Below are 25,856 nucleotides of genomic sequence, written 5' to 3' on the forward strand. Positions count from 1 at the left end.
CCCCTCCGAACCACCCCGCCAGGTGCTTGGAGCAGCTGGACCGCAATCTGTTGGCGCCGGGCATGGCGAGCTTGTTGCTCCCTCCAGACGCGTTTCGTGCGCCAAAGCGGGTCTCGGCGCTATTCCTGGCCATGGTGCACGGCGCCAAGTGGAGGTTTGCAAAGGCCCTTCGGCCTTTGCTGGGGTGGCTTGGAGGGGCGACGCCCCTCCAACGACAACAGCGGACCTATCGGGCTCATCAGGAACGCCTTTGGAACCTCGGTGTTGGGCAGGGCGGGGATTTCGCCGCTACGGCGCACGCGTCGTGCCGGGCGTCCGGAACATCCCTGGCATCGTGCCCACGGCGCCTTCTCCATGTTCGTCGAATACTGGCGCCCGGCACCAACTCAAGGTGTCCAGAGGCCCTTCGGCCTTTGGCGGGGTGAGGTCCGGAGAGGGGCAGCGACCCTCTCCGGCTCCGACAGTCGCAGCGGCGCCACCTGACATGCCCAGGCAACGCGCCGACATCGCCCTCGTCGAACGGGGCCTCGCTGAATCCCGCACCAAGGCGCAGGCGCTGATCCTCGCCGGGAAGGTCTTTTCCGGCGAACGCCGCATCGCCAAGGCGGGCGATCTGCTGGCCGAGGACACACCGCTCATCGTTCGCGGCCAGGACCATCCCTGGGTCAGCCGCGGCGGCATCAAGCTCGCCCATGCGCTGGATTTCTTCGGCCTGTCGCCGGCGGGGCGCATCGGCCTCGACATTGGCGCCTCCACCGGCGGCTTCACGGATGTGCTGCTGACCCAAGGTGCTACGAAAGTCTATGCAGTCGATGTCGGCCATGGACAGCTCGACTGGAAGCTGCGCAACGACCCGCGCGTGGTGGTGCTGGAACGCACTAATGCCCGGCATCTGACCGCCGGGCAGATCCCCGAACCGCCGGGTGCCGTGGTCTGCGATGCCTCCTTCATCGGCCTGCGCACGGTGCTGCCGGCGGCCCTCGCCCTGGCCGCGTCCGGTGCCTTTGCCGTCGCGCTGATCAAGCCGCAATTCGAAGCGGGGCCCGAGAATGTCGGCAAGGGCGGCGTTGTGCGCGACCCGGCGGTGCATGAGGCTGTCTGCGCCACCGTCCGCGACTGGTGGGCGGCGCTGCCGGGCTGGCAGGTGCTCGGCATCGAGCCGAGCCCGATCACCGGCCCGGAAGGCAATCGCGAGTTCCTGATCGCGGCGCGGCGGGACACGGCAGCTTCCGTTTGACGTCGCCCTCCGGGGATGCCAACACTGAACCAAATGGTTCAGTCTCATGAGCTCGACCGCATCTTCGCCGCCCTGACGGACCCGACCCGGCGTGCGGTGCTGGCACGGCTCGCCGAGGAGGACAGCCTCTCGGTCAGCGAGTTGGCCCGCCCCCTGCCGATGTCGCTGCAGGCCGTGGTGAAGCATCTCGAAGTGCTGGAGGGTGCCGGGCTGATCATCCGGCAGAAGACCGGCCGGACCGTCGCCTGCCGGCTGGTCGCCGCGCCGATGGCGGACGCGATGGCCTGGCTGCAGCGCTACACCCGGTTCTGGGAAAGCAGCCTCGACCGGCTGGCTGCCGCGCTCGAGCGGACATCGTAAGGGACGGAGGAAACGAGATGGCAAATCGCGTGATGCTGTTGCTCGGGACCCGGAAGGGCGCCTTCCTGGTGGATGGCGATGCGGCGCGGGGCAGCTGGTCCCTGCGCGGGCCCTTCTGCGAGACCTGGCCCATCAACCACGCCATCGCCGACCCGAAGACCGGCACGATCTGGGCGGCCGGTGGCAATGAATGGTTCGGCCCGGCGGTTTGGCGCTCCACCGACCTGGGGGAGAGCTGGACGCATTCCAGTGCCGGCCTCGCCTATGCCGAGGGAGAAACGCCGATCAAATCCGCATGGTCGCTGGCGCTCGGCCCGGATGGCGCGCTGTGGGCCGGGGTGGAGCCTGCCGGTTTGTTCAGCAGCGCCGACGGCGGCGATACATGGACCCACGTGTCGGGCCTGACCGACCACCCAAGCCGCGCCGAGTGGCAGCCTGGCGGTGCCGGCCTGATCCTGCACGGTATCCTTCCCCACCCGGCGGACGCCGACCGGGTCTGGATCGCGATCTCCGCCGTCGGCGTCTTCGCCACCGAGGATGGCGGCCGCAACTGGGCGCCGCGCAACCGGGGCACGCGACAGGACTACGCGCCGGAGGACCAGCGCTACCCTGAATTCGGCCAATGCGTTCACGCGCTCGCGATGGCCGCCGGCATGCCGGACCGGCTGTACCAGCAGAACCATTGCGGCATGTACCGCAGCGACGATGGCGGCCGCGCCTGGACCAGCATCGAGGCCGGGCTGCCGTCCAGCTTCGGCTTCCCGGCCGTGGCGCATCCGCGCGACCCCGACACCCTCTATCTGCTGCCGCTGAACGGCGACCAGGCTGGCCGCTTCATGCCCGATGCCGCGGCAGCCGTCTGGCGCACGCGCGACGCCGGGGCCAGCTGGCAGGCACTGCGTCAGGGCTTGCCCCAGGCCAACGCTTTCTTCGGCGTGCTGCGGCGGGCGATGGCGGTGGACAGGATGGACCCCGCCGGCATTTATTTCGGCACCAGCGGCGGCGCGCTGTTCGCCAGCGCCGATGAGGGCGAAAGCTGGTCCTGCATCGCCGAGCACCTGCCCGGCATCCTCAGCGTCGACACGCTGGTCCTCGATGGCTGACCCGGCCGAGGTCATCCTGCCCGATGCTTTGCGCCGCCTCTTCCCCGGCGCCCCGAAGCGGCTGGCGGTTTCGGCCGCTACCGTTGCCGAGGCCATCGCCGCGCTCGATGCGCGCTGGCCCGGCATGGCCGACCGGCTATGCGATTCGACGCCGGCGATCCGCCGCCACCTGAAGGTCTTCGTCGATGGAGAGCGCGCCACGCTCGACACGCCCCTCCGGCCCGGCGCCGAGATGCTGGTGATGACGGCGGTCAGCGGCGGCTGACGCCCGCGCGAGCAACCTTGCGAGGGTCGCAACGTTCCCTTGTCCGACGACAAAGGAGGATTTCCGATGCGACCGATGCCGCGCCTGCTTGGCTTGGCCCTCGTCACCGCGACGCTCGCCGCCGCCGCGCCAGCCTGGGCGCAGGCACCCGCACCGCTATCCTTCATGCAGCCGCTGTCGCCCTCCGCGACGATGGTGGTGCAGGAGAGGTTGCGCGATGCCGGCGTCTATACCGGCGCAACCGACGGCGTCTGGGGGCCGGAGAGCCAGACGGCGCTGGACCGCTTCCAGCAGGCGCGGGGCATGGTGGTGACGGGATCGATGAACCTGGCGACGGCGCAGGCGCTCGGGATCGGCGTGCCGCGGCTTCTGCCGCCGCCGGCGGAACCGGCCGCCGGTGCGGCGCCCGCCGGATCCGCCCCGATTGCCCTGAGCCCCGCCGCCATCCGCAACGTGCAGGCGCGGCTTCGGGCGCTCGGCTTCTATCGGCAGCAGGCGGATGGGCTGTGGGGCGCCGGCACCCAGGCGGCGCTCGAACGGTTCCAGCGCGGCCGCGGACTGGAGCCGAACGGCCAGATCAACCCGACCACGGCGCAGGCGCTGGGGCTGAACCCCAGCAACCTCGAAGCGCCGGCGCGGTAGTCTGCGCGGTCAGAGCGGCGACTGCGCCCGACAGGGATTGGAGCGGCGCTTCCGCTGCTTGCCCGAAGGTATGATCGGAGAGGGGCGCTGCCCCTCTCCGAACCTCACCCCGCCAAGCCGTGGATGGCCTGGACCGCCATCATCTGGTGCGGGGCGCGAAGGCCCATGCTGCTGATCTCAAAGGCCCTCCGTGCGCGGAGCCTTACGACGACCGTGTTCCGACCCTGCGCGCGCAATGCCAGGTCGCGGTTTGCAAAGGCCCTTCGGGCTTTGCTGAGGTGAAACTCCTCCAGCGGCGAGCGCAACCCGGCGAGGCAACGGCCTCAGCCCATCCGCGCCCAGAGCTGCTTCGACAGCGTGCCCAGCCGATCCTCGATCGCGATCATCGCGTCCACCACCAGGTCTTCCCGCCAGCGGCGCCCGAGGATCTGCACGCCGACCGGCTTCGGGCCGTCCGGGAATTCCCCGAGCCGCGCGGGCACGTTCCCCGCCGGCAGGCCGAGATAGTTGCCGAGTGTGGACCAGAACGCCTGGCCGATGGTCTCCCGCAATCCTTCGGGGCCCTCCGCGTCACGCCCCGGCGCATAGAAGGGCTGCGGGAAGAAGGGCGAGAGGAACAGCGGGTACTTCTCCATCAATACCGACCATTGCCGCGCGTAGAAGGTCCTGCGGGCCAGCATCGCCAGCATCTCGGTCATCCCGACCGTCGGCGTGCGGCGGTAGTTCTGCTCAAAGACGCCGGCGATGGCGGGCGAGCCATACTTCGCGATGTCGTCGGCCATCAGGTGGTAGCTCTCGGTCATCAAAGCCGAGCGTCCTTCGAAGGCGATCTCGCGGAGCGAAGGCGGCGTGACCTCCTCGACGACGTAGCCGGCGTCGGTCAGCGCGGCGCGGGCGTCGAGCAACGCCTTCTCCACCTCCGGATGCAGCGGCAGGTCCGGCGCTTCAAGGCTGAAGCCGACCTTGACCGGGCCATCCAGCGTCGGGCCGCGCCACGGCAGGGGCACATGGAATGGGTCGCGCGCATCGGGGGCGACCATCGCGGGCATGGACAGATGCAGATCCCGCGCCGACCGCGCCAGCAGCCCCTGGGCCGACATCTGCTGCGCCAGGATGCCGCGCTCGGCCGTCTGCGAGGGGTTGTAGACCGCGACGCGCCCAACGCCCGGCTTCACGGTCACGACGCCATTGCCGGCGGCTGGGAACCGCAGCGAGCCGCCGATGTCGTTGCCATGCGCCAGCGCGCCGATGCCGGCCGCGACCGCCGAGCCTGCGCCACCGGACGACCCGCCCGCGCTGACATGCTTGCCCCAGGGGTTCCATGTCTTGCCGAACAGCGGATTGTCGGTCTCGCAGCGGCGGGAGAATTCCGGGACATTCGTCCGGCCGATCACGACGGCGCCCGCACCCAGCAGGTTCTTCACCAGCGGTGCGTCGCCCGGCGCGATCAGGTCCTTGAAGGCGACGACGCCATTCGAGCTCGCCTCGCCCTGCTGATCGATGTTGATCTTGATGGTGATGGGCACGCCATGCAGCGGCCCCTTCGGGCCCTTCGTGGCATCCAGCGCCTTCGCGCGCTCCAACGCCGAGGCCGAGAGGTCGGTGACGACGGCATTGAGCGCGGGGTTGACCGCATGCATCCGCTCGACGGCGGACGCGACCGCCTCGGCGGCGCTCACCTCTCCCGACTGGATCAGGGCGCTGAGTTCGGTGGCGGAGTGCTGCCAGAGGGGCGAGGATGTCACGGATGGATAGCCCTTGCTGCGGTGGACCCGCTATCCGTGCATGCCCGCGCGCGCCCGGCAATGCGCCCTGGCGATCAGTGCAGGGTGAACACCCCGTTGGCGTAGCGAAGTTCGGCCGCCCGCGTCAGCGCCGCCGAAGCCACCCGAACCGAATGCAGCGGCCCGTCGATTTCCCGCCGCCAGAAATCAAGGAAGCGGCTCAGCTCAGGGAAGGCCGGCGCCAGATCCACCTTCTGCCACAGGAAGGCCTGCAGCACATGGGGATGGTCTGGCAGGTGGTACAGCAGCTCGGCGGTGGTCATCCGCCAGTCGGGAATGCGAAGGATCGGTTCCAGTCCCTGCAGCACCGTGGTTGGCCCTTTCACAGAAGGCTTCGTCATCCAGCAACGCCGCCTCGCCAAGGCGGGTTTCGTCATCAGCATGACATGTGCGGCGCAGTACATCGCAAGAAAAATCGTTTACGATCAGGATATTAGCACTCTCACTCCGTGAGTGCTGCCGAGCGCTTGACGCCGGCCAGGACGGGGCTTAGATCGCTGGCACTCCTCTGGGGGGAGTGCTAGCGGCCGGTGCGCTCCGGCGATCGGCCAGGCTTCCCAGGGCGAGCCGTCACCAACCCGAGGCTCTCAGGAGAGGACACTCATGAACTTCCGTCCCCTGCACGACCGCGTTCTCGTTCGCCGCGTCACCGCGGAAGAGAAGACCGCCGGCGGCATCATCATTCCCGACACCGCCAAGGAAAAGCCGCAGGAAGGCGAGATCGTCTCCGTCGGCACCGGCACCGTGAACGAGAAGGGCGAGGTTCGCCCGCTCGACGTGAAGGCCGGCGACCGCATCCTTTTCGGCAAGTGGTCGGGCACCGAGGTGAAGCTCAATGGTGAGGAACTCCTCATCATGAAGGAGAGCGACATCATGGGCGTGCTGGCTGCCTGAGGCGCCGCGCTCCCTCGATCGCAATTCAATCGCAAAGGTAAAAGACAATGGCTGCTAAGGACGTGAAGTTCGGCGCCTCGGCGCGCGACAAGATGCTGCGCGGCGTGGACATCCTGGCCGACGCCGTGAAGGTGACGCTGGGCCCGAAGGGCCGCAACGTCGTGCTCGACAAGTCGTTCGGTGCCCCGCGCATCACGAAGGACGGCGTGACGGTCGCCAAGGAAATCGAGCTGGCCGACAAGTTCGAGAACATGGGCGCCCAGATGGTGCGCGAAGTGGCCTCGAAGACCAACGACCTGGCCGGTGACGGCACCACCACCGCGACCGTGCTGGCCCAGGCCATCATCCGCGAGGGTGCGAAGGCCGTGGCCGCCGGCATGAACCCGATGGACCTGAAGCGCGGCGTCGACAAGGCCGTGGCCGAGGTCGTGAAGGACCTCGAAGCCAAGACCAAGAAGATCACGACCTCGGCCGAAGTGGCGCAGGTCGGCTCGATCTCCGCCAATGGCGAGACCGAGATCGGCGAAATGATCGCCAAGGCGATGGAGAAGGTTGGCAACGAGGGTGTCATCACCGTCGAGGAAGCCAAGTCGATCCAGACCGAGCTCGACGTCGTCGAGGGCATGCAGTTCGATCGCGGCTATGTCTCCCCGTATTTCATCACGAATGCGGAGAAGATGATCGCCGAGATGGAAAACCCCTACATCCTGATCTTCGAGAAGAAGCTGTCGCAGCTCCAGCCGATGCTGCCGCTTCTCGAGGCCGTGGTGCAGTCGGGCCGTCCGCTCGTGATCGTGGCCGAGGACGTCGAGGGCGAGGCGCTGGCCACCCTGGTCGTCAACAAGCTGCGTGGCGGCCTGAAGATCGCCGCCGTGAAGGCGCCGGGCTTCGGCGATCGCCGCAAGGCGATGCTGGAAGACATCGCCATCCTGACCGGCGGTGAAGTGATCTCCGAAGATCTGGGCATCAAGCTCGAGAGCGTGACCCTCGCCATGCTCGGCAAGGCCAAGCTCGTGAAGATCGAGAAGGAGAACACCACGATCGTCGACGGCGCTGGCGACAAGTCCGCCATCACCGGCCGCTGCGAGCAGATCAAGGCGCAGATCGAGGAGACCACCTCGGACTACGACCGCGAGAAGCTGCAGGAGCGTCTGGCGAAGCTGGCCGGCGGCGTGGCCGTCATCCGCGTCGGCGGCTCGACCGAGGTCGAGGTGAAGGAGCGCAAGGATCGCGTCGATGACGCGCTGCATGCGACCCGCGCCGCGGTCGAGGAAGGCATCGTCCCGGGCGGCGGCGTGGCGCTGCTGCGCGCCTCGCAGAAGCTGTCGGGCCTGAAGGCCGACAACAACGACCAGCAGGTCGGCATCGAGATCGTGCGCCGCGCGATCCAGGCGCCGATCCGCCAGATCGCCGAGAACGCCGGCAAGGACGGCGCCGTGGTCGCCGGTGAGGTGCTGCGCACCGACACCTACGAGTACGGCTATGATGCCCAGTCCGACGAGTACAAGAACCTCGTCGGCGCCGGCATCATCGACCCGACCAAGGTCGTGCGCACTGCCCTGCAGGATGCCGCTTCGGTGGCCTCGCTGCTGATCACCACGGAAGCGATGGTGGCCGAGCGTCCGGCGAAGGCGGCGGCTCCGGCCGGCGGCCCGGACATGGGCGGCATGGGCGGCATGGACTTCTGATCGGGTCTTCCCGGTCCGAAGCAGGGAGGGCGGTCCTTCGGGACCGCCCTTTCTTTTTGCCGACTGCCCGGCCGGCTCCCGGCAGTGATCGGAGTAGGGGTCTGCCCTCCTCTTTCACCGCGAAGCAGTGCTTCGCGCCCGCCAGGATGCTGGACATCCTGGACCGCAAGCTTCTGCCACCGGGCGCAACAGTCGCGCGCTTGTCGCAGCGCACACGGTTAGTCTCCGCGGCCGATTCATTCCGCTATGGCCATACCTCGCGTTGGTGCTAAGGGAGCGGCCCAAAAAAACCCACGGGACCGTCCAATGAAGCGCCGCGGCCTTCTCCTGACCCCCACCCTTCTTGCGCCCGCGCTGGCCCACGCGCAGGGCAGCGGCTGGCGTCCCAACCGCCCGATCACCATGATCGTCCCTTATGCTGCCGGCGGCGGCACCGACATCGTCGGGCGCGAATTCGCGCAGATCCTCTCGCAGAAGCTCGGCCAGTCCGTGGTGGTGGACAATCGCGGCGGCGCCGGCGGCAACATCGGCACGACGCAGGCGGTGCGTGCGCGGCCCGATGGCTACACCTTCCTCTACGCCGTCTCCTCCAACGTCGTCATCAACCCGCACGTCTATCGCACCGCGCAGCGGGAAGACCCTGCACTGGTGCTGATCCCTGCAGGTATCCTCGCCAACTACCAATACATCCTGGTCGCCAATCCGCGCTTCGAGGCGACGAACATCCAGCAGTTGATCGCGCTGGCGAAGCAGCAGCCCGGCCGCATCACCTTCAGCCACTCCGGCAATGGCGGAAACAACCACCTGGCCGGCAAGCTGCTCGCGAAGATGGCGGATATCGAGCTGAACGACGTCGCCTACCGCGGCACCGCGCCCGCGCTGATGGATGCGGTGAACGGCACGGTGCAGTTCAACGTCTCCTCCCCTCCGCCGGCGATTCCGCTGGTGCGCGAAGGACAGTTGCGGGCCATCGCCGTCACCGGCGCGCAGCGTTCGCCCGCCTTCCCCGATGTACCGACGGTCGCCGAGCAGGGCCTGCCGGGCTACGCCGTCACCGGCTGGCACGGTGCCTTCTTCCCGCCCGGCACGCCGGCGGAACCGGTCGCCGCGCTGCGTACCGCCGCCGCCGAGATCGCTGCCATGCCCATCTTCCATGAGAAGCTCGGCCGCGACGGGCTGGAACCGCTTGCCGCACCGGTCAGCCCCGAAGCCTTCACCAGGCAGGTGCGCGACGAACACGCCTTCTGGGGCCGGACGATTCCGGAACTCGGGATCCGCGTTGACTAGAATCATGCCGCGCGCCGTTTGCGTCAGCTTTGATTGACGCCGCCGCGGCAATCTGTGCCTGATTTCGGTTCCGACTGCGTCTTGCCTCGCCTTGCCGTGCCTCCGGATGCCCGGTCGCCTCCAAGCCGATCCGGGCCGCTGACGGACAAGATGTCGACGGCCACCACCGCCGTCGGGCACAGGGCAAGGAGACAGCGCATGGCGACTGGCACCGTGAAGTGGTTCAACGCGACGAAGGGCTTCGGCTTCATCGTCCCGCAGGATGGCGGCAAGGACGTCTTCGTCCACATCACCGCCGTGCAGAAGGCGGGGCTGACGGGTCTCAACGAGAACCAGAAGGTCAGCTACGAGGTCGTCACCGAACGGGGCAAGGCCGCCGCCACCAACCTGAAGCCTCTGTAGCCCCGAGAGCGCCGCCGACCGTCATGTTCACACTGGCCGAGCTCGAGGAGGCGGCGCACCTCGTCCATCAGTGTTTCCCTCCCACCCCGCAGATTGCCTGGCCCCTGCTGGCCGCGCGCTGCGGGGCGGAAGTCTGGGTCAAGCACGAGAACCACACGCCTGCCGGCGCCTTCAAGGTGCGCGGCGGGCTCGTCTACATGGACCGGCTGAAGCACGAACGCCCGCACGTGAAGGGCGTGATCAGCGCGACGCGCGGCAACCACGGCCAGTCGCTCGCCTATGCCGGGCATCGCCACGGCGTTCCCGTCACCATCCTCGTCCCGCACGGCAACAGCGCGGAGAAGAACGCTGCGATGCGTGCCTTCGGGGCGCGGCTGATCGAGCATGGCGAGGATTTCGACGCCGCTCGCCAGGAAGCGATGCGGCTCGCCACCGTCGAAGGCCTCGAATTCGCACCATCCTTCGCGCCGGACCTCGTCATCGGCGTCGCGACCTATGCGCTGGAATTCTTCCGCGGCGCACCGCCGCTCGATGCGCTGTACGTGCCGATCGGCCTCGGCTCCGGCATCTGCGGCTGCATCCTCGCGCGCGACCTGCTCGGCCTGTCGACCGACATCATCGGCGTGCAGGCGGAAGGTGCGGCATCCTATGCGCTGTCATTCGCCGCGGGCGAGGTCGTGATGACGAACCGGGCCGACACCCAGGCCGACGGCATGGCGACGCGCATCCCGGACCCTGCCGCCCTTGCCATCATCCGTGCGGGCGCCTCGCGCATCGTCACCCTGCCTGATGCGGCGATCGCGGAAGCCGTGCGCGGCTACTGGCAGGACACGCACAACCTCGCCGAAGGCGCCGGCGCCGCACCGCTCGCCGCCCTGCTCCAGGAACGGGATGCGATGCGCGGCAAGCGCGTCGGCCTGGTGCTCTCCGGCGGCAACATCGACCTCGACCTTTTCCGCGACTGGGTGCTGGCCGCATGACCGACTTGCTGCTGCGCAACGTGCGCCCGATGGGCGGCGCGGCCACCGATGTTCTGGTCCTGCAGGGCCGCATCGCGGAAGGACCCGCGCCCGCAGGCATCGCCACGGAAGATGGCCGCGGTGCGCTGCTGCTGCCCGGCTTCGTCGAAGGCCACACGCATCTCGACAAGACCACCCTCCACCAGCCCGACTGGCTGGTGAACGAGGTCGGCCCCCGCATCATCGACAAGATCGACACCGAGCGCGAATGGCGCGCGCGCACCGGCCACGATGCCGGCGCCGCCTCGCTCGCCCTGGCGCGCGCGTTCCTCGCGCAGGGCACTACGCGCATCCGCAGCCATGTCGACGTCGACACCTCGGGCGGGACGCAGCATGTCGAGCGTGTGCTGCAGACGCGCGAGGCGATGAAGGATGTGCAGGACATCCAGGTCGTCGCCTTCCCGCAATCCGGCATCCTCGCCCGCCAGGGCACCGACAGCCTGCTCGATGCCGCGCTGGCGATGGGCGCGGACATCGTCGGCGGCCTCGACCCCTGCGCGATCGAACGCGACCCCGTGCGTCATCTCGACATTGTCTTCCGCCTTGCCGAGAAGCACGCGAAACCTGTCGACATCCATCTGCACGAACCCGGCTCCATGGGCGCCTTCTCCCTGGAGCTCATCCTTGAGCGCACCCGCGCCCTGTCCATGCAGGGCCGGGTCGTCGTCAGCCATGCCTTTTGCCTCGGCGACATTCCCGAACGCGAGCGCGACACGCTGCTCGGCCAGATGGCCGAACTCGGCGTCGCCATCGCGACCACGGCCTCCGCCTCCCGCCCCGTGCCGCTGGTCGCCCCCTGCCGCGCTGCGGGCGTGACGATCTTCGGCGGTAATGACGGCATCCGCGACACCTGGACGCCCTATGGCTCGCCCGACATGCTCGAACGCGCCATGCTCATCGGCCTGCGCAACAACTTCCGCCGGGATGATGAGGTCGCGCTGGCCTTCGACTGCGTCAGCCGTGCCGGCGCCGCCGGCTGTGGCTTTGTCGACCACGGCTTGGCCCCAGGCGCCCGGGCGGAGCTCGTGCTGGTCGAGGCGCGGACGCTCGCCGAAGCGGTGGTGGCGCGGCCGGCGCGGCGGGTGGTCGTGTCCGGCGGTCGGGTCGTGGCGAGGAATGGCGCGCTGGTCGCGTAGCGGAATATCTGGAGGGACTTTGCCCCTCCAGACCACCCCACCAAAGGCCGAAAGGCCTCTGGACTCCTCGACCTGGTCCGGGGCATGCCGGTTGGGACCGACCGCACGCGGGCTGGACCCAGCGCCCGACGTCGGATCCAACGCATGGGGCACGGCAGGACCTCCATCCTTGCGAAAAGCCCGCCGGTCACGGTCCGGTCTCTGCCGGCCAACCTTCGGCCCCGCCGGGCCGAACGTCCTCCGCTGATGCGAACACGTCCAATGCAGGCCGCTACGCCAAGCTGCCCGCCACTCTGCACCGCGCCTGCCGCATGCCCCCGCGCCTGTCACGCATGGCCTTGCCGCTCGACGGCGCCGCGCTCCACGGGCCAGCATCGCGCGCATGACCGCATCCCTCCGCCCGAGCCTGCCGATTCTGCTCGGCGCGGCCGTCACGTTGTCCATCGCGATGGGGCTGCGGCAGAGCCTCGGCCTGTTCATGGCGCCGGCGACGCAGGATCTCGGCGTTTCGGTCGCGCAGTTCACGATGGCGATCGCGGTGCAGAACCTCGGCTGGGGCATTCTGCAGCCCTTCGCCGGGGCGGCGGCGGCACGCTGGGGGTTCAGGCCGGTGCTGCTGGGCGGCGTGGTCTGCTACCTCGCCGGGCTCGCTGTGATGGCCCTGGCGCAAGGCGCGATCTCGCTGACGATTGGCGCCGGCGTGCTGATGGGCGTCGCACTGGCCTGCACGGGCAGCGGCATGGCGCTCGCCGTGGCGGCGCGGCCGGTGCCGACGGCGCTGCGGTCCTCGGCGCTCGGGCTGGTCTCGGCGGCGGGGTCGGCGGGCGCGCTCATGGCCGCGCCGATCGGCCAGTTGCTCGCCGATGGGTGGGGCTGGCGCGTCGGGGTGTGGGGGTTCCTGCTGCTCGGCCTTGCCATGCTGCCGGCCGCCTGGATCGCCGGGCGCGTGGACCGCGTGCCGATCCCGCCGCCGCCGCCGGGGGAAGCGCCCGGCATGTGGGCCGCGCTCGGCCGCGCGATGACGCACACGCCGTTCCTGGTGATGGCCGCGGCCTATTCCGTCTGCGGGCTGCAACTCGTGTTTCTGACGACGCACCTGCCGTCCTACCTGACGCTTTGCGGGCAGGACCCGATGTTGTCAGCCAAGGCGCTGGGGCTGATCGGCGGCTTCAACGTGCTGGGGTCGCTGTTCTTCGGATGGGCGGGCGGGCGGTGGAACAAGGGCGTGCTGCTCGGGGCCATCTACCTCGTGCGCTCGCTGGTGCTCGGCCTGTACTTCGCGTGGCCGCCATCGGAGGCCTCGACGATGGTCTTCGCCGCGATCATGGGCTTCCTCTGGCTCGGCGTGGCGCCGCTGGTCTCGGGCCTGGTGGTCGAGATGTTCGGCCTGCGGTTCCAGGCAATGATCCAGGGCCTCGCCTTCATGTCGCACCAGTTCGGCTCCTTCCTCGGTGCCTTCGGCGGCGGGGTTCTGTTCGACCTCAACGGCGACTATGCCCTGGCCTGGAAACTCGGCGTCGGGATGGGACTGGTGGCCGGGGCGGTGCAGTTCGCCTATGCGCTGCGCGGCGCCGCGCCGCCGGCACCCAGGCCGGCCATCGCCTGATCCTTTCCCCGGCGTCCGGCTTCGCTTATGGGGACGCGCTCTTCGCCATAACCCGACGGGAGGAACTGGTCCCATGAATCGTCGTTCCCTGGTGGCAGCCGCGGCCGCCGCCGCGCCCGCTGCGCTCGCCACCCCCGCTTTGGCGCAAAGCCAGATGCCGGAAGTGCGCTGGCGCCTGACCTCCTCCTTCCCGCGCAACCTCGACGTGCTGTTCGGGACGGCGGAGGGCATCGCCCGGCGCGTCGGCCAGCTCACCGACGGGCGCTTCCGCATCCAGGCCTTCCCCGGCGGTGAGATCGCCCCGGCACTGGCGGCGCTCGAGGCGGTGCAGTCGGGCTCGGTCGAATGCGCCCACACGGCGCCGTACTACTATGTCGGGAAGGATCCCTCCTTCGCCTTCTTCACTGCCGTGCCCTTCGGCATGAAGTCGCGGCAGTTCACTGCGTGGTGGCGCCATGGCGGCGGCGCGGCGCTGGGGGCGGAGCTGTTCAGCGACTACAACGCCATCTCCTTCCCCGCCGGCGACACCGGCGCGCAGATGGGCGGCTGGTTCCGCAACGAGGTGCCGAACCTCGCCGCACTGCAAGGGTTGAAGTTCCGCATCGCCGGCTTCGCGGGGCAGGTGTTCCAACGCCTCGGCGCCGCGCCGACGCAGGTCGCCGCTGCGGACATCTACCCGTCGCTGGAGCGCGGCACGCTGGACGCCGTCGAATTCGTCGGCCCGCATGATGACGAGAAGCTCGGCTTCGTGCGCGTCGCCCGCTACTATTACGCGCCGGGCTTCTGGGAGCCGGGTGCGCGGCTGCATCTGATGATCAACCAGCGCTCCTTCGACGCACTGCCCGACCTTTACAAGGCCGCCATCGAAACCGCCTGCAACGAGCAGGATTCCGAGATGCTGGCCCGTTATGACCACCTGAACCCAATTGCCCTGCGGCGGTTGGTTGCCGCCGGTGCGCAGCTCCGCTTCTGGCCGCGCGACGTGATGCAGGCGGCGTGGAACGCGACCAATGAGGTCTACGCCGAGACCTCGGCGCGGAACCCGCGGTTCAAGAAGATCTGGGAAGCGTACCGGCCGTATCGCGACGAGTTGTACCAGTGGTTCCGGGTTTCGGAGAACTCATACGACAACTTCGCTTTTCCAGCCGCGGCAGCGCGCTGAGGGCCACGGGCGAGGGACGCCGTCCCTCTCCAACCCTAGGTCCTAATGCTGCGGATCGGAGGGGCGCCGCCCCTCCGAACTACCCTGCCAGGATGCTAGGCATCCACGACCGCAATCTCTTGGCCCACGCTGCACGCGCGCTCCGTCAGTGACTAAAGCGCGATTCGGCATCATTCCCGCTGTGGCGACGATGCCAGATGGAGGATTGCAACGCCTTCCGGACCGCTGGGCAGGGTCCGGGTAAAGTCCCTCTCCGCCGGCTCACGCGCGGCGAGGGCAAGCCGAACGAACGGTCTTGATTTCGGCCAGGATGGTCCAGACGCGCTCGGCATCCATCCGGGTCTCGGGGTCGTTCAACAGGCGGTCAAGCTCCGCCATCCGCCGGTCCATCTCGGCATCAGACATGCAATCCCTCCAGGCGGCCGCAATGCATTCCGCGGCATGCTGCAGATAGTCGCAGCTAAAAGCGCCGGAATCATGAACAGGTTGCGGCCGAGGGTGGGCAATTCGCCGTGAGCGGTCATCCCCGGCAGAGGATCTGGAACACCGCCGGCGCCACCGCGGCCGAGACGGCACGGGCGCCGCTGCCCGCCGCGCCCCCGCCACCACGTTCCGGCATGACGCCGTTCTCGGCGAGGAAGCGTTCCACCTGGTCGGCGCGGATGGCGAAGTTCATGCCCTGCGGCAGGCTGCCGGTGGCGCGCAGCACGGCAATGTCGTTCAGCCGCCCGACCGCGACGCCGAGGAGCATGCCCGCGTCGTCCACCGCCGGCCCGCCGGAATTGCCCGGCTGCACGGCCGCGTTCATCTGGAAGCGGGACGCATCGCCACCCGGGCCCGCCAGCCCGGTGACGATGCCGTTGGTTACGTTCAGCCCGGTGCCGAGCGCCTGACCATAGGGAAAACCGAAGACCAGCACGCTTTCGCCGAGGTCGACCGCGTTCCGTTCACGGAACCGCACGACTGAACGGAAGCGACGCCCGACATCGATGATGGCAAGGTCGCGGCGGCGATCGGAAGCAACGATCCGCACCTGCCGGCCCTGGTCGTCCACCACGGTCCTGCAGCCTTGCACGACGTGGGCGTTGGTCACGGCGATGCCGCTGGTCGTGACGGCGAAGGCGGAACCCGTGCCGATCGCCCGCCCGCTGCGCGGCGTGCCAGGGGCTGGCGCCTCGCTGCCGCCATCGCCGCCCGGCACCGCCGCCACGGGGCCTTGGCCCTGGCCGGGCATCACCGCGGTGCCGTCGGGCCGCCGCACATACCGCGTGACCGGCGCGTTCCCACCGCCGTAGTCGGTGACGATGGTGCCGTCCCCGGCCGCGATCTCCGCCTGCGTCCCGTCATCCTCGCCGGGCGCCATGTCGCCTGCCGGCGCGCAGCCGGCGGCGAGGAGCAGAAGGATCAGAAGGCGAGGTCCGTGTCGCATGCGCCGCCACAGATTGGGTGTCGTGCCCGCGCGCGAAAGGGCGGGCGAGCGGGTCGGGTGCTCTCTCACGCCGCCTTCCGCGCCGCCGGCACCGCGCGCATGCGCCCACCGGGAACGGCACCCGGAATGGCCGCCGCCATGTCGGCCGCGACCAGCAGCCGGTTCCAGTCGATCCCGGTCGCGACACCCATGCGACGGAACATCCAGGCCAGGTCCTCGGTCGCCACATTGCCCGTCGCGCCGGGCGCGAAGGGGCAGCCGCCGATGCCGCCGGCGGCGCTGTCGAAGACGCGGCAGCCCGCTTCCCAGGCCGCCGAGACATTCGCCACGCCCATGCCGTAGGTGTCATGCCCGTGGAAGGCGAAGCGGTCGCCCCAGGTCGTGATCGCGTGGCGGAAGATACGGCCGACCTGGTCGGGGCTCGCATTGCCGGTCGTGTCGGCAAGCGCGATCTCCATCTCGGGATGCACGGCCACGATGCGCTCGATCCAGGGCATCACCTCCGCTTCCGGCACCACGCCGTCGAAGGGGCAGTGGAACACGCAGGAGAGGTTGAAACGGATCTTCACGCCCTTCGGCGTGTCCTGCACCAGCGTGGCGAGCTCGGCGAAGGATTCCTCCCGCGTGCGATTCAGGTTCGCCTTGTTGTGTCCGGCGGTGGCCGACATGAAGAAGCCGAGCCGATCCGCGCCATGCGCGATGGCCGCGTCGAAGCCGCGGCGGTTCGGCACCAGCACGGTGGATTCGAGACCGGGCATCTTCTTGCAGGCGGACAGCACGACTTCCGTCTGCGCCATCTGCGGGATGGCCTTGGGCGAGACGAAGGAGCCGACCTCCATCCGCCGCAGCCCGGCATCATAGCACGCCTGGATCAGGGCAATCTTCGCCTCGGTGCTGACCAGGGCGCCGGTGATCGACTGGATGCCGTCGCGCGGGGCGACCTCGCTGATGATGGCGGCGTCGGTCATGGGGATCCTCCTGGTCTCGACCCCCTTTTCCCACGCCTGGGCCTGCGGCGCGAGGGCCTGCGCGGATGGCGCAGGCCCGGCGAGCAGGGGTCAGCCGCGCCGCATCGCCCGCAGCGTGGCGAAGGCAAGCGCAGTCTTCACCAGCGTGCCCGGCACGAACAGCATGAAGCCCGCGACCAGCGCGCGCTCCATCCCGACGAAGCCGGCCAGCCAGGCAACGCCCGGCACGAACAGCGCGAGGTGCGCCGCGGTCAGCATGGCGGCCTGGCGCAGCGCGCCCTTGCCGACCTGCCCGGCGATCCAGGCGGCGGGCAGGAAGCCGAGGAGGTAGCCGCCCGTCGGCCCGGCCAGCGCCGGCAGGCCCGCGGCCCCGCCCGCGAAGACCGGCAGCCCCATGGCGCCTTCGGCGAGGTACAGCATGACGCTCGCCACGCCGAGCCGCGACCCGCCGAGCGCGCCCAGCAGCAGCACGGCCAGCGTCTGCAGCGTGGCCGGCACCGGCCACATCGGCAGGCTGATCTGCGCCGAGGCGGCCAGCACGGCCGAGCCCAGCAGCGCCATGCCCCAGAAGCGCGCCGTCGCGGCGCCGCGCGCGGCGGTGGTCGTGGTCGTCGTCATGTATTGCGTTCCTTCGTATCGCGTCACGCCGACAGCGGCGTGGTTTCTCCCCGCTCGAGCGCGGCGAAGACCTTGTCATTGTGGGCGCCGGCACCGACGCCCGGCCAGCGCACCATGGCCTGCGGGCTGACCCCGTCGAAGCGGAAGGGCGCCGCCGGGTGCAGCACCTGACCGAGCAGCGGGTCGGCCACTTCCATCACCCAGCCGCGGTCGCGGAAATGCGGGTCGTTGGCGCAGTCGGCCATGTCGAACAGGCGGGAACACGGCACTTCCGCCGCTTCGAGGATGGCCTCGGCCTCGGCGGCGGGCTGCGTGCGCGTCCAGTCGGCGATGGCGGCATCCAGTTCCGCGACGTTCTCGCAGCGGCCGGCATTGGTCGCGAAGCGCGGATCGGCGGCCATCGCCGGCTGCCCGATCGCCGCCATCAGCCGCTTGAAGATCAGGTCCGAATTGCCGGCGACGCACAGCCACTTCCCGTCCGCGCAGGGATAGGTGTTGGTCGGCGCCGCCGTCTTGATGGCTGCGCCCTGCGGCTGCCGCACCCAGCCGAACAGCCCGTATTCCGGCAGCATCCCCTCCATCAGCGAGAAGACGCTGCTGACGAGGTCCACATCGACGACCCGGCCCTTCGCCGTCGGGTCGCCCTTCACCTGCCAGCAGGCGGCGATCACGGCCATGGCGCAATACATGCCGGCGAGGTCGTCGCTGATCGACACGCCGCAGCGCGGCGGCGGGTACTCGGTCTGGCCGGGGTTGGCGGTGAGGTGTCGCAACCCGCCCATGGCCTCCCCGATCGCGCCGAAGGCCGGCTTGTCTCGGTAGGGACCATCCTGCCCGTAGCCCGAGATGCGGCCGATCACGAGCCGGGGGTTCTCCGCGTGCAGCACATCTGGGCCGAGGCCGATGCGTTCCAGATAGCCGGCGCGGAAATTCTCGATCAGCGCATCGGCGCGCTTCAGCAGCGCGACCAGCCGCGCGCGGTCCTCCGGCTTCTTGAGGTCGAGCGTGACGGACAGCTTGTTCCGGCCATGGACGCTGAACCACACCGCATTGCCGTCGACGCTGCTGCCCCAGCCGCGCACGGGGTCGCCGCCCGGCGGCTCCACCTTGATGACCTCGGCACCGAGATCGGCGAGCAGCCGTGTAGCGAAGGGTGCGGCGATGTAGTGGCCGAGCTCGACGATCTTGAGCCCCGTCAGGGGCAGGCTGGGCGCTTGAGTCATGGCTGACCCATACGCCGGATTGCGACGGCGGCAAATCCGCGGGCGCGGGTCGGTCCGCGGCGCCCTCGACCAGCCGCCGGGCACAGCTCGCGCCGCCTTCGGGACGGCAAGCGGCTCGGCCGTTTCGATCACGGCGCCCGCCGTTCGATGGCGCTCACGGCGAGATCCCGGACGATGGGCTGCATAGGCGGCGCCGACTGCGGCCGGGACGCAGCCACGCGCGGACGGCTGCGCAGCGGATACCCCGCGCCATCACCTCGCCATCTCCGGGGGGCAACTTTCTCCCCGCCCGCTTTTGCGGCAGGTTGGCCGCCGTCAGGAACCAAGGATGCTGGGGCATGGACGAGGAAAAGGCACTCGCGAGGACAGCCGGACTGGGAGAAGCGTGGCGCGGTCGCGAGGCCGAGATCGCCGAGGCAGCCGCGCACGCCCGTCGCCTCGCCGGAGCCTTCGCCCATCCGGCCGATGAGCGGGCCGAGCCCATGCCCGCCTATGCTGTCCCCGCCGCGAAGGCCGCCCGCTGATGGACGCTGCCTTGCACGACCTGACCCTCGCCGAGGTTTCCGCCGCCATCGCCCGGCGCCGACTCTCGCCGGTCGACTATCTCGACGCCCTGCACGCACGGTTCGAAGCGCTGGAGCCGCGGCTCAACACCACCATCCTGCCGCTGTGGGAATCGGCGCGGGAAGACGCGAAGAAGGCCGCGCGGCGCATCGCCCGGTCCGGCCCACGCTCGCCGATCGACGGGCTGCCGATCGGGCTGAAGGACATCATCGACCTCGCCGGTCACCCGACGACCTGCCATTCGCGGCATCTGCTGGACAATGCGAAGCAGGCCGACGCGGCGGTGGTCGTGGCGCTGCGCGCGGCCGGCGCGATCTTCCCGGCGAAGCTCGCGACGCATGAATTCGCGATCGGCGGACCGGCCTTCGACCAGGCCTTCCCCCCGGCCCGCAACCCGTGGAACCCGGCGCACCATCCGGGTGGTTCGTCATCCGGTTCGGGATCGATCGTCGGCGCGCAGATCCTGCCGGCGGCGCTCGGCACGGACACGGCAGGCTCGGTGCGCCACCCGGCAAGCCATTGCGGCATCGTCGGCATGAAGGCGACCTACGGGCTCGTCTCGCGCCGCGGCGTGTTTCCGCTGTCCTATACGCTCGACCATGTCGGTCCGATGACGAAGGACGTCGCCTCCAACGCATTGCTGCTCGGCATCATGGCTGGGCACGACCCGGAGGATCCGGGCTCCGCCGTACGCAGGACCGAACGCTACGGCCGGCACATGAAGAAGGGGCTGAAGGGGCTGACCATCGGCTTCGTGCGGCACTTCCACGAAAGCGACCAGCCCGCCGCGCCCGAGGTGGCCGCCGCCCTGGACGCCGCCGCGAAGCTGCTGGCGAAGGAAGGGGCGAAGATCAGGACCGTCACCCTGCCTTCGCTGAACGAATTCGCCGGGGTGAACCGCACCGTCCTGCTCTCCGAGGCCGCCGCCATCCATGGGCGCTGGCTGCGGGACGCGCCGGAGGGCTATTCCGACCTGACCCGCAAGCGCCTCGCCCCAGGCCTGTTCATTCGCGCCGAGGACTACGTCCAGGCGCAGCGCCGCCGACGCGAACTGGTCGCGGCTGTGGAGGACGTCTTCGCCGGCGTCGATTTGCTGCTCACGGCGTCCTCGATGGACCCGGCCTGCCGCATCGACGATGCGGCCGCCATCGAGATCACCTATCCGCGCCAGGCGCGTACGGGCTTCAACGTCACCGGCCACCCCGCCCTGACGCTGATGTGCGGCCTGACGAAGGAGGATCGCCTGCCGCTTTCCCTCCAACTCGTTGGCCGCTTCTTCGATGAGGCGACGATCTATCGCGCCGCCGCCGCCTATGAGCGCGCCGCGCCCTGGAAGGACATGCGCCCCGCGTTCTGACGCGCAGTGCGACCATCATGAGCCCGGACAGCGCCATCCTCAGCCAAGCCGAACAGCCCGCGGGCCTTTCCTCGCCTTCGCCGCGCCTGCGGCGGCTGCTGCGCAGCGGGGCGGTGCCCGTCGTGCTGCTCCTCGCCGCGGCGCTGCTGCGCGCCTTCGCCTTCGTCCCCGCGGTGATCGACACCGACGAGGGCCTGTACATGGTGCAGGCGCGCGAATGGCTGAACGGCAACTGGCCGCTCGTGGGTGTGTGGGACATGCACCCGGTCGGCGCCCCGGCGCTGTTCGCCGGCATTATGTGGCTGTTCGGCGAGGCGGTCTGGGTGCCGCGCATGCTGGGCCTCGTGAGCACCTGGCTCACGGCCTGGGCGCTGTTCGCGATCGTGCGCTTCGCGACCGCGCCGCCGGCGCTGGGGCTGGCGGCGGGGCTGCTCTACCTCGCCCACACCACGCTGCTCGGCGGGTTGGCCACGAATACCGAGATCCTGTTCGCGCCGCTCGTCGCGTGGTCGATGGCGCTCGCGCTGCGGGCGGTGCGCCGGGCCCTCGAACACGACGAGGCGCCGCCCTTCTTCAAGATCCTCGCCATGGGGCTGATGATCGGCGGTGCGCTGTCGATCAAGCCGGTCTCGGTCTTCGAGGGCTGCCTCGCCTGGGCCCTGCTGGTCGGCCCGGCCTTCCTGCGCGGGCTGCTCTCCTGGCGCCGGGTGCTCGTCTACGCGCTGTCCTACGCGGTGCTCTGCGCCACGCCGACGCTGGTACTCGGCCTCGCCTATCTGGCGCGCGGCGAGCTCGCCGCCTTCATCACCGGCACCTTCATCGCGCCGCTCCGCTATGCCGGGGAAGGCGTCGGGTTCATGGATGCCGCCCGCTACACGCTGATCGTCGTGATGATCCTGCTCTGGACCTTCGCGCTGGTGCCGCCGGCGCTGATCCGGGCGCGGGTGAAGCGTGGGCCGGTCGCGCTGCTGCGCTGGGTCGCCGTCGCCTGGTTCATTGCCGCCACCGGGGCGGTGGTCATGCCGGGCATGTACTACCAGCATTATTTCCTGATCTGGCTGCCGCCGCTCAGCCTGCTGGCGGCGCTAGGCGCGCGGCGGCTGGCGCGGGCGGCCCGGCCGGGGTTGGTCGTCTCCGCCTTCGCGCTGCTGGTGGGGGGCGTCGCGGTCGATGCGTGGCGATCGTCCACCGTGCCGATGCTCTACGCCGCCGTCGGCCTGGGCGGGCCGGATCCGGTCCGCGAAGTGGCAGCCGCCATCCGGCGCGAAATCGAGCCGGGCGACCCCGTCTGGGTCGTGAACTACCACCCGGCCCTGTATGTGCTGTCGAAGGCAGGGCTGGCGACGCGCTATGCCTTCCCGGGCCAGCTCGTCGGTCCCTATTGGCGGGTGACGGGCATCGACCCGAATGAGGAAGTGGAACGCATCCTCGCCAGCAACCCGCAGGTGATCGTCGTCGACCGCGGCTGGTGGCCGCGCGTGCGCCCACGCATCGCGACGATGATCGAGGAGGCGCTGGCCGATCGCTACGACCTCGCCTCGGTCGTCTATGAGGATCGCGGGCCGGTCGAGGTCTGGCGGCTGCGCTGAGCCCCGCGCGTCAGGCCGGCCGATCGGCCATCGCCACCGCCAGCGACGTCACCGACAGTGCCAGCCCCGCTGCGAAAATCGCGGCATGGCTGTCACCCGTCGCGCCGAACAGCGCGGCCATGGCAAAGCCGGTGACCGCCTGCGCCACGGCGAACGCCGCCGTGACGCGCACCCACACCACGGCGGCCTCCACCCCGGCACGTTCCCGCGCCGTTGCCAGCGCGACCGCCGTGACGCCGACCGCCGCGACTCCCGACAGCAGCCCGGACGCGACCAGCCAGTGAATACCCGGCAGTAGCGCCGCGCCGAGTGCCGCAACCTGAACCGACAACGCCACCACCATGGCCCGCCGCCCGCCAAGCCGGTCCGCCAGCGCCCCACCCGTCAGGCTGCCCGACACCGCACCGAGGCCGAACACCACCCACATCAGCCCACCTGCCCGCACGCCGAGCCCGTGGCCACGCGCCGCGAGGTCTGCAAGGTAGACCATCGGCGGTACCAACCCTGCTCCCGACAGGCCGTAGGACAGGACCAGCAGCCCGACCGGCGGCAGCGCGCCCGGAGAACGCTTCGCCTCGGCGGGTGGCGGGACAGGCCAGAAGCGCCGCGCCGCCAGCCACAGCAGCAGCGTTGCGCCGGACAACCCCAGCCAGGCCGCCGGCACGCCGTGCCCGACCAGCGCCGGCACCAGCAGCGCACCGAGCGTCACGCCGGACCCGACCCCGAGCAGCACCACGCCGCCCGCCACGCCGCGCCGCTGCGGCGCGACCACGGCCTGCACCGCCGGCCCCGTCAGCCCCATCAGCACGCCGCCCGCCACCCCGGCCAGGCAGCGCCAGAACCCCAGCCACGCCAACCCGCCCTGCCAGGCGCAGCAGGCCGCGGCGAGTGCCGCCAGCATCATGCCCGCATCCAGGGCGCGCGGGATCGACAGGGCCCGCGCAACCCGCGGTGCCGACAACGCCCCGACCAGGTAGCCAGTCAGGTTGATCGCGCCCAGCAGGCCGGCGCCGGCGCCGTCGACCCAGCCCGCCGCGACCATGGCCGGGAACAGCGGGACATAGGCGAAGCGGGCAAGACCGATACCGGAACAGGTCGCCGCCGCGCCGGCCAGTGCAGGGGCAAGGAGAGGACGGGTCACCGGAGGGCGCGGCAGGTGGGGCCTTGCCGCACCCCCTCAAAGGCCGGAGGGGAGCAGCCTCTCCAAACCGGCCCGCCAACGGGTGCCCCTGGTGCCGGGAGCATCTGGGCCGCAAGCGGTTCGTGCCGGGGGATCAGGAAGGGGCTCTGCCCCTTCCCGAACCCTATCCCGGCAAAGGCCGAAGGGCCTTTGCAAACCTCGGCCCGGCGCTGCGCGCGCAGGGTCGGGACATGGTCGTCACGCGGTTCTGCGCACGAACGGGTTCTGAGATCGGGAGAACTGGTTTTCGCGCCGGGTGCCAGATCATGGCGGTCCAGGCCATCCATGGCCTGGCGGGGTGAGGTTCGGACAGCGGCGGCGCCCCTCTCCGATCTTACCGTCGAGCAAAGGGGGCAACGCCCCGCCCACGGCGACAGCAGTATCGGCGTAACCGGGGCTGCGGCGAGGAGAGGTCCGGGGAGCGGCAAAGCCCCTCTCCCATTCAACGCCGCCCGGTGCTCACGGCGGTGCCTGTGCCGCGCGGATCGCCCGCCGCAGCTTGGCGACGCCGGTGCGGGGGTGGCCGGTTTCGCACAGCCGCAGCCCATCCTCCACCAGCCGACGGACCGTGTCTTCGCGGGCGCCCGGGAGTGCGACCAGTCGGTCGGCGAGTTCGGTGCAGTACTCGCGGCTGTCGGTCGTGACGCGCGGCATCGGCTCCCCGCCGGCCACGAAATCGGGCGCGGCGAAGAAAAGGACCAGGGGCAGGACGGCACGCATCGCGGCCACCATGAGCGGGCGGGGCTGGCGGCCCGGTGGCCGCGGCATGAAGCCTCGTTCATCGGCCTCATGCCCGCCCCAGCCGGATGACGGCAAGCAGGCCCGGCGGCGTATCGCCCGGCGATGCATCCTCCAGTTCCAGCTCACCGCCGTGGAGATGCGCGACCGCCAGCACCAGCGAGAGGCCGAGCCCCGAGCCGGGCGTCGCACGGGAAGCATCGGCGCGGAAGAAGCGCTCCCCCGCGCGGGCGCGGTCCTCAGGCGGCAGGCCGGGACCAGTGTCGGCGACGGCGATCTCGATGCCGTCCCGGATGCGGGATTGCGCGGATAGGCGCACGGTGCCGCCCGCCGGGGTAAACTTCAGCGCATTGTCCAGCAGGTTACCTACGGCCTGTGCCAGCAGGTCCCGGTCGCCGACCAGTTCCAGCCGTTCGGGCAGATCGGTCTCGATCGACTGGCCCCGGCTTTCGGCCACGGCGCCGTAGAATTCCGCGACATCGGCAAGGACCGGCACCAGGTCGATCGGTGCGAAGGCGGCGCGCCGCGCGCCGGCCTCGGCTTCGGCAATGCGCAGCAGGGCTTCGAAGACGCGAGTGATGTTGTCGAGGTCGGTGATGCCCTGCTCCATCGCCGCGCGCAGCGCGTCCGCATCACTGGCATCGGCCAGCGCTTCCTCGAGCTTCGCGCGGGCGCGGGCGATCGGCGTGCGCAGATCGTGCGCGATGGAATCGGATACGCCACGGATGCCGGCCATCAGCCAGTCGATGCGGTCGAGCATCGCGTTCATGCTCTCGCCCAGCCGGTCGAACTCGTCCTCCCGCCCCGAGGAAGGCACCCGCCGGGAAAGGTCGCCGGCGGCGATCGCCTGCGCGGTCTGGGAAGCAGGGCGCAGCCGGTGCTCCAGCGCGCGACGCAGCACGGCCGCGCCGATCAGCGCGAAGATGCCGGCGGCGGCGGCCGACCAGGCGATACCCTCCGCGAGCAATTCGCGCAGGCGCTGCTTCTCGTTGACGTCGCGGCCGATCAGCACGCGATAGCCATCGAGGTCGATGGTGTAGGTGCGCGCCTCGACCTGCGATCCTTCGCGCGCCACCAGGGCGACCGCCCAGGTGCCATCGCCTTCGGCCTCGACGGGCCAGCGGTCGAGATTACCGGCAAGGCGCCGGCCATCGGCGGCGATCATCAGGTAGATGGCATGGTTCTCGACATCGGCAGCGAGGCGTTCGGCGATGGCCTCGACGACCGCGGCGGGCCCGGCCTCCCGCGAGCGTTCCACGAGACCATAGGCATCCGTGCGCAGCGCGGCATCGGTCTGGCGGTCGAGCGAGCCGGCGGTCGCGAACCACAGCACCAGTGCGAACAGCACGGCCGATGCGCTGAACACCCCGGCGAACAACAGCGCGAAGCGGAAAGATGCGCTGCGCACGAAGCGCAGCAGCGGGTCCCAGGCGTGGGGGATGGGTTCGGGGACGGGACGGCCGTAGGGGCGGCCCCCGCCCGACCACCGCATCGTCAGAGTCCCTTCGGAAACGCGCCTGCAGGCGCGTTTCGGCGTCCGGCACCGGCCCGTTCCCCTGCCCGGCCACCCGCGTCCGTTTCCGGGGATGGGTGGCGGGGCGGGAG

At 70.1% G+C, this 25,856-nt stretch carries 26 protein-coding genes; 16 read left to right on the forward strand and 10 right to left on the reverse strand.

The genetic code is table 11. The features are described from left to right. Positions 1-484: 484 nt before the first annotated feature. The 5 genes from GXW78_RS16420 (at position 485) to GXW78_RS16440 (ending at position 3,607) form a co-directional block, all read left to right on the forward strand. Complete coding sequence (locus GXW78_RS16420; protein ID WP_211869918.1) at positions 485-1,237, forward strand: TlyA family RNA methyltransferase; 753 nt, start codon at positions 485-487, stop codon at positions 1,235-1,237. Positions 1,238-1,270: 33 nt separating this feature from the next. Then, a complete protein-coding gene (locus tag GXW78_RS16425; RefSeq protein WP_211869919.1) occupies positions 1,271-1,597 on the forward strand; it encodes an ArsR/SmtB family transcription factor in 327 nt (108 codons plus the stop codon). Positions 1,598-1,614: 17 nt separating this feature from the next. Beyond that, positions 1,615-2,700 carry a WD40/YVTN/BNR-like repeat-containing protein gene (locus GXW78_RS16430; RefSeq protein WP_211869920.1) on the forward strand — a complete coding sequence of 362 codons (1,086 nt, stop codon included), beginning with the start codon at positions 1,615-1,617 and terminating at the stop codon, positions 2,698-2,700. Then, positions 2,693-2,965: a MoaD/ThiS family protein gene (locus tag GXW78_RS16435; RefSeq protein ID WP_211869921.1), complete on the forward strand. Its 273-nt coding sequence runs from the start codon at positions 2,693-2,695 to the stop codon at positions 2,963-2,965. The genes GXW78_RS16430 and GXW78_RS16435 overlap by 8 nt, the downstream gene beginning before the upstream one ends. A gap of 66 nt (positions 2,966-3,031) precedes the next feature. Further along, entirely contained in the window at positions 3,032-3,607 is a 576-nt protein-coding gene (locus GXW78_RS16440; RefSeq protein ID WP_211869922.1) for a peptidoglycan-binding domain-containing protein, read from the forward strand. Between the two features lie 323 nt (positions 3,608-3,930). Here GXW78_RS16440 and GXW78_RS16445 read toward each other — a convergent pair whose 3' ends face one another. Together GXW78_RS16445 and GXW78_RS16450 are read right to left on the reverse strand one after the other, a co-directional pair. After that, the gene (locus GXW78_RS16445; RefSeq protein ID WP_211869923.1) at positions 3,931-5,352 is read right to left on the reverse strand and encodes an amidase; all 1,422 of its coding nucleotides are present in this window, start codon (positions 5,350-5,352) and stop codon (positions 3,931-3,933) included. A gap of 74 nt (positions 5,353-5,426) precedes the next feature. Then, positions 5,427-5,732: an usg protein gene (locus tag GXW78_RS16450; protein ID WP_211869924.1), complete on the reverse strand. Its 306-nt coding sequence runs from the start codon at positions 5,730-5,732 to the stop codon at positions 5,427-5,429. Between the two features lie 262 nt (positions 5,733-5,994). On the opposite strand from GXW78_RS16450, the gene groES reads away from it, so the two are divergent. From groES to GXW78_RS16490, 8 genes are all read left to right on the forward strand, one after another. Continuing rightward, positions 5,995-6,285 (forward strand): co-chaperone GroES, encoded by a 291-nt coding sequence (gene groES, locus GXW78_RS16455; protein ID WP_211869925.1) that lies wholly within the window; start codon positions 5,995-5,997, stop codon positions 6,283-6,285. Between the two features lie 47 nt (positions 6,286-6,332). Next, on the forward strand, positions 6,333-7,973 hold the full coding sequence (gene groL / locus GXW78_RS16460) for a chaperonin GroEL (RefSeq protein ID WP_211869926.1): 1,641 nt from the start codon (positions 6,333-6,335) through the stop codon (positions 7,971-7,973). Positions 7,974-8,279: 306 nt separating this feature from the next. Next, positions 8,280-9,260: a Bug family tripartite tricarboxylate transporter substrate binding protein gene (locus GXW78_RS16465; protein WP_211869927.1), complete on the forward strand. Its 981-nt coding sequence runs from the start codon at positions 8,280-8,282 to the stop codon at positions 9,258-9,260. 198 nt (positions 9,261-9,458) lie between these two features. Further along, positions 9,459-9,662 carry a cold-shock protein gene (locus GXW78_RS16470; RefSeq protein ID WP_211869928.1) on the forward strand — a complete coding sequence of 68 codons (204 nt, stop codon included), beginning with the start codon at positions 9,459-9,461 and terminating at the stop codon, positions 9,660-9,662. Between the two features lie 23 nt (positions 9,663-9,685). After that, on the forward strand, positions 9,686-10,642 hold the full coding sequence (locus GXW78_RS16475) for a threonine dehydratase (protein ID WP_211869929.1): 957 nt from the start codon (positions 9,686-9,688) through the stop codon (positions 10,640-10,642). Further along, positions 10,639-11,817: an amidohydrolase family protein gene (locus tag GXW78_RS16480; RefSeq protein ID WP_211869930.1), complete on the forward strand. Its 1,179-nt coding sequence runs from the start codon at positions 10,639-10,641 to the stop codon at positions 11,815-11,817. Before GXW78_RS16475 ends, GXW78_RS16480 begins: the two co-directional genes overlap by 4 nt. Positions 11,818-12,199: 382 nt before the next feature. Next, positions 12,200-13,423, forward strand: a complete 1,224-nt coding sequence (locus GXW78_RS16485) for an MFS transporter (protein ID WP_211869931.1) — start codon at positions 12,200-12,202, stop codon at positions 13,421-13,423. A gap of 73 nt (positions 13,424-13,496) precedes the next feature. Then, entirely contained in the window at positions 13,497-14,585 is a 1,089-nt protein-coding gene (locus GXW78_RS16490; protein WP_211869932.1) for a TRAP transporter substrate-binding protein, read from the forward strand. 261 nt (positions 14,586-14,846) lie between these two features. On the opposite strand, the gene GXW78_RS16495 is transcribed toward GXW78_RS16490, so the two are convergent. The 5 genes from GXW78_RS16495 to GXW78_RS16515 form a co-directional block, all read right to left on the reverse strand. Continuing rightward, positions 14,847-14,990: a peptide chain release factor 1 gene (locus tag GXW78_RS16495; protein WP_211869933.1), complete on the reverse strand. Its 144-nt coding sequence runs from the start codon at positions 14,988-14,990 to the stop codon at positions 14,847-14,849. A gap of 115 nt (positions 14,991-15,105) precedes the next feature. Then, positions 15,106-16,014: a S1C family serine protease gene (locus GXW78_RS16500; protein ID WP_211869934.1), complete on the reverse strand. Its 909-nt coding sequence runs from the start codon at positions 16,012-16,014 to the stop codon at positions 15,106-15,108. A gap of 65 nt (positions 16,015-16,079) precedes the next feature. Continuing rightward, positions 16,080-16,982 (reverse strand): hydroxymethylglutaryl-CoA lyase, encoded by a 903-nt coding sequence (locus tag GXW78_RS16505; protein ID WP_211869935.1) that lies wholly within the window; start codon positions 16,980-16,982, stop codon positions 16,080-16,082. Positions 16,983-17,072: 90 nt separating this feature from the next. Then, positions 17,073-17,600, reverse strand: a complete 528-nt coding sequence (locus tag GXW78_RS16510; RefSeq protein WP_211869936.1) for a biotin transporter BioY — start codon at positions 17,598-17,600, stop codon at positions 17,073-17,075. A 23-nt stretch (positions 17,601-17,623) separates the two neighbouring features. Beyond that, positions 17,624-18,823, reverse strand: a complete 1,200-nt coding sequence (locus GXW78_RS16515; protein ID WP_211869937.1) for a CaiB/BaiF CoA transferase family protein — start codon at positions 18,821-18,823, stop codon at positions 17,624-17,626. A gap of 338 nt (positions 18,824-19,161) precedes the next feature. On the opposite strand from GXW78_RS16515, the gene GXW78_RS16520 reads away from it, so the two are divergent. Genes GXW78_RS16520 through GXW78_RS16530 form a run of 3 tightly spaced genes read left to right on the forward strand, consistent with a single transcriptional unit; the run spans position 19,162 to position 22,333 of the window. Continuing rightward, on the forward strand, positions 19,162-19,347 hold the full coding sequence (locus GXW78_RS16520) for a hypothetical protein (RefSeq protein WP_211869938.1): 186 nt from the start codon (positions 19,162-19,164) through the stop codon (positions 19,345-19,347). Then, positions 19,347-20,744: an amidase gene (locus GXW78_RS16525; protein WP_211869939.1), complete on the forward strand. Its 1,398-nt coding sequence runs from the start codon at positions 19,347-19,349 to the stop codon at positions 20,742-20,744. The genes GXW78_RS16520 and GXW78_RS16525 overlap by 1 nt, the downstream gene beginning before the upstream one ends. Positions 20,745-20,761: 17 nt before the next feature. Next, entirely contained in the window at positions 20,762-22,333 is a 1,572-nt protein-coding gene (locus GXW78_RS16530) for a glycosyltransferase family 39 protein (protein ID WP_211869940.1), read from the forward strand. 10 nt (positions 22,334-22,343) lie between these two features. Here GXW78_RS16530 and GXW78_RS16535 read toward each other — a convergent pair whose 3' ends face one another. The 3 genes from GXW78_RS16535 to GXW78_RS16545 all read right to left on the reverse strand — a co-directional run bounded on the left by GXW78_RS16535 (position 22,344) and on the right by GXW78_RS16545 (position 25,743). Continuing rightward, entirely contained in the window at positions 22,344-23,474 is a 1,131-nt protein-coding gene (locus GXW78_RS16535) for a YbfB/YjiJ family MFS transporter (protein ID WP_211869941.1), read from the reverse strand. Positions 23,475-23,972: 498 nt separating this feature from the next. Next, the gene (locus tag GXW78_RS16540) at positions 23,973-24,281 is read right to left on the reverse strand and encodes a hypothetical protein (RefSeq protein WP_211869942.1); all 309 of its coding nucleotides are present in this window, start codon (positions 24,279-24,281) and stop codon (positions 23,973-23,975) included. Positions 24,282-24,300: 19 nt separating this feature from the next. After that, the gene (locus tag GXW78_RS16545; protein WP_211869943.1) at positions 24,301-25,743 is read right to left on the reverse strand and encodes a sensor histidine kinase; all 1,443 of its coding nucleotides are present in this window, start codon (positions 25,741-25,743) and stop codon (positions 24,301-24,303) included. Between the last annotated feature and the right edge of the window lie 113 nt (positions 25,744-25,856).

Origin of the sequence: Neoroseomonas terrae, assembly GCF_018129025.1 — a bacterium.
Classification (GTDB): Bacteria; Pseudomonadota; Alphaproteobacteria; order Acetobacterales; family Acetobacteraceae; genus Neoroseomonas; species Neoroseomonas terrae.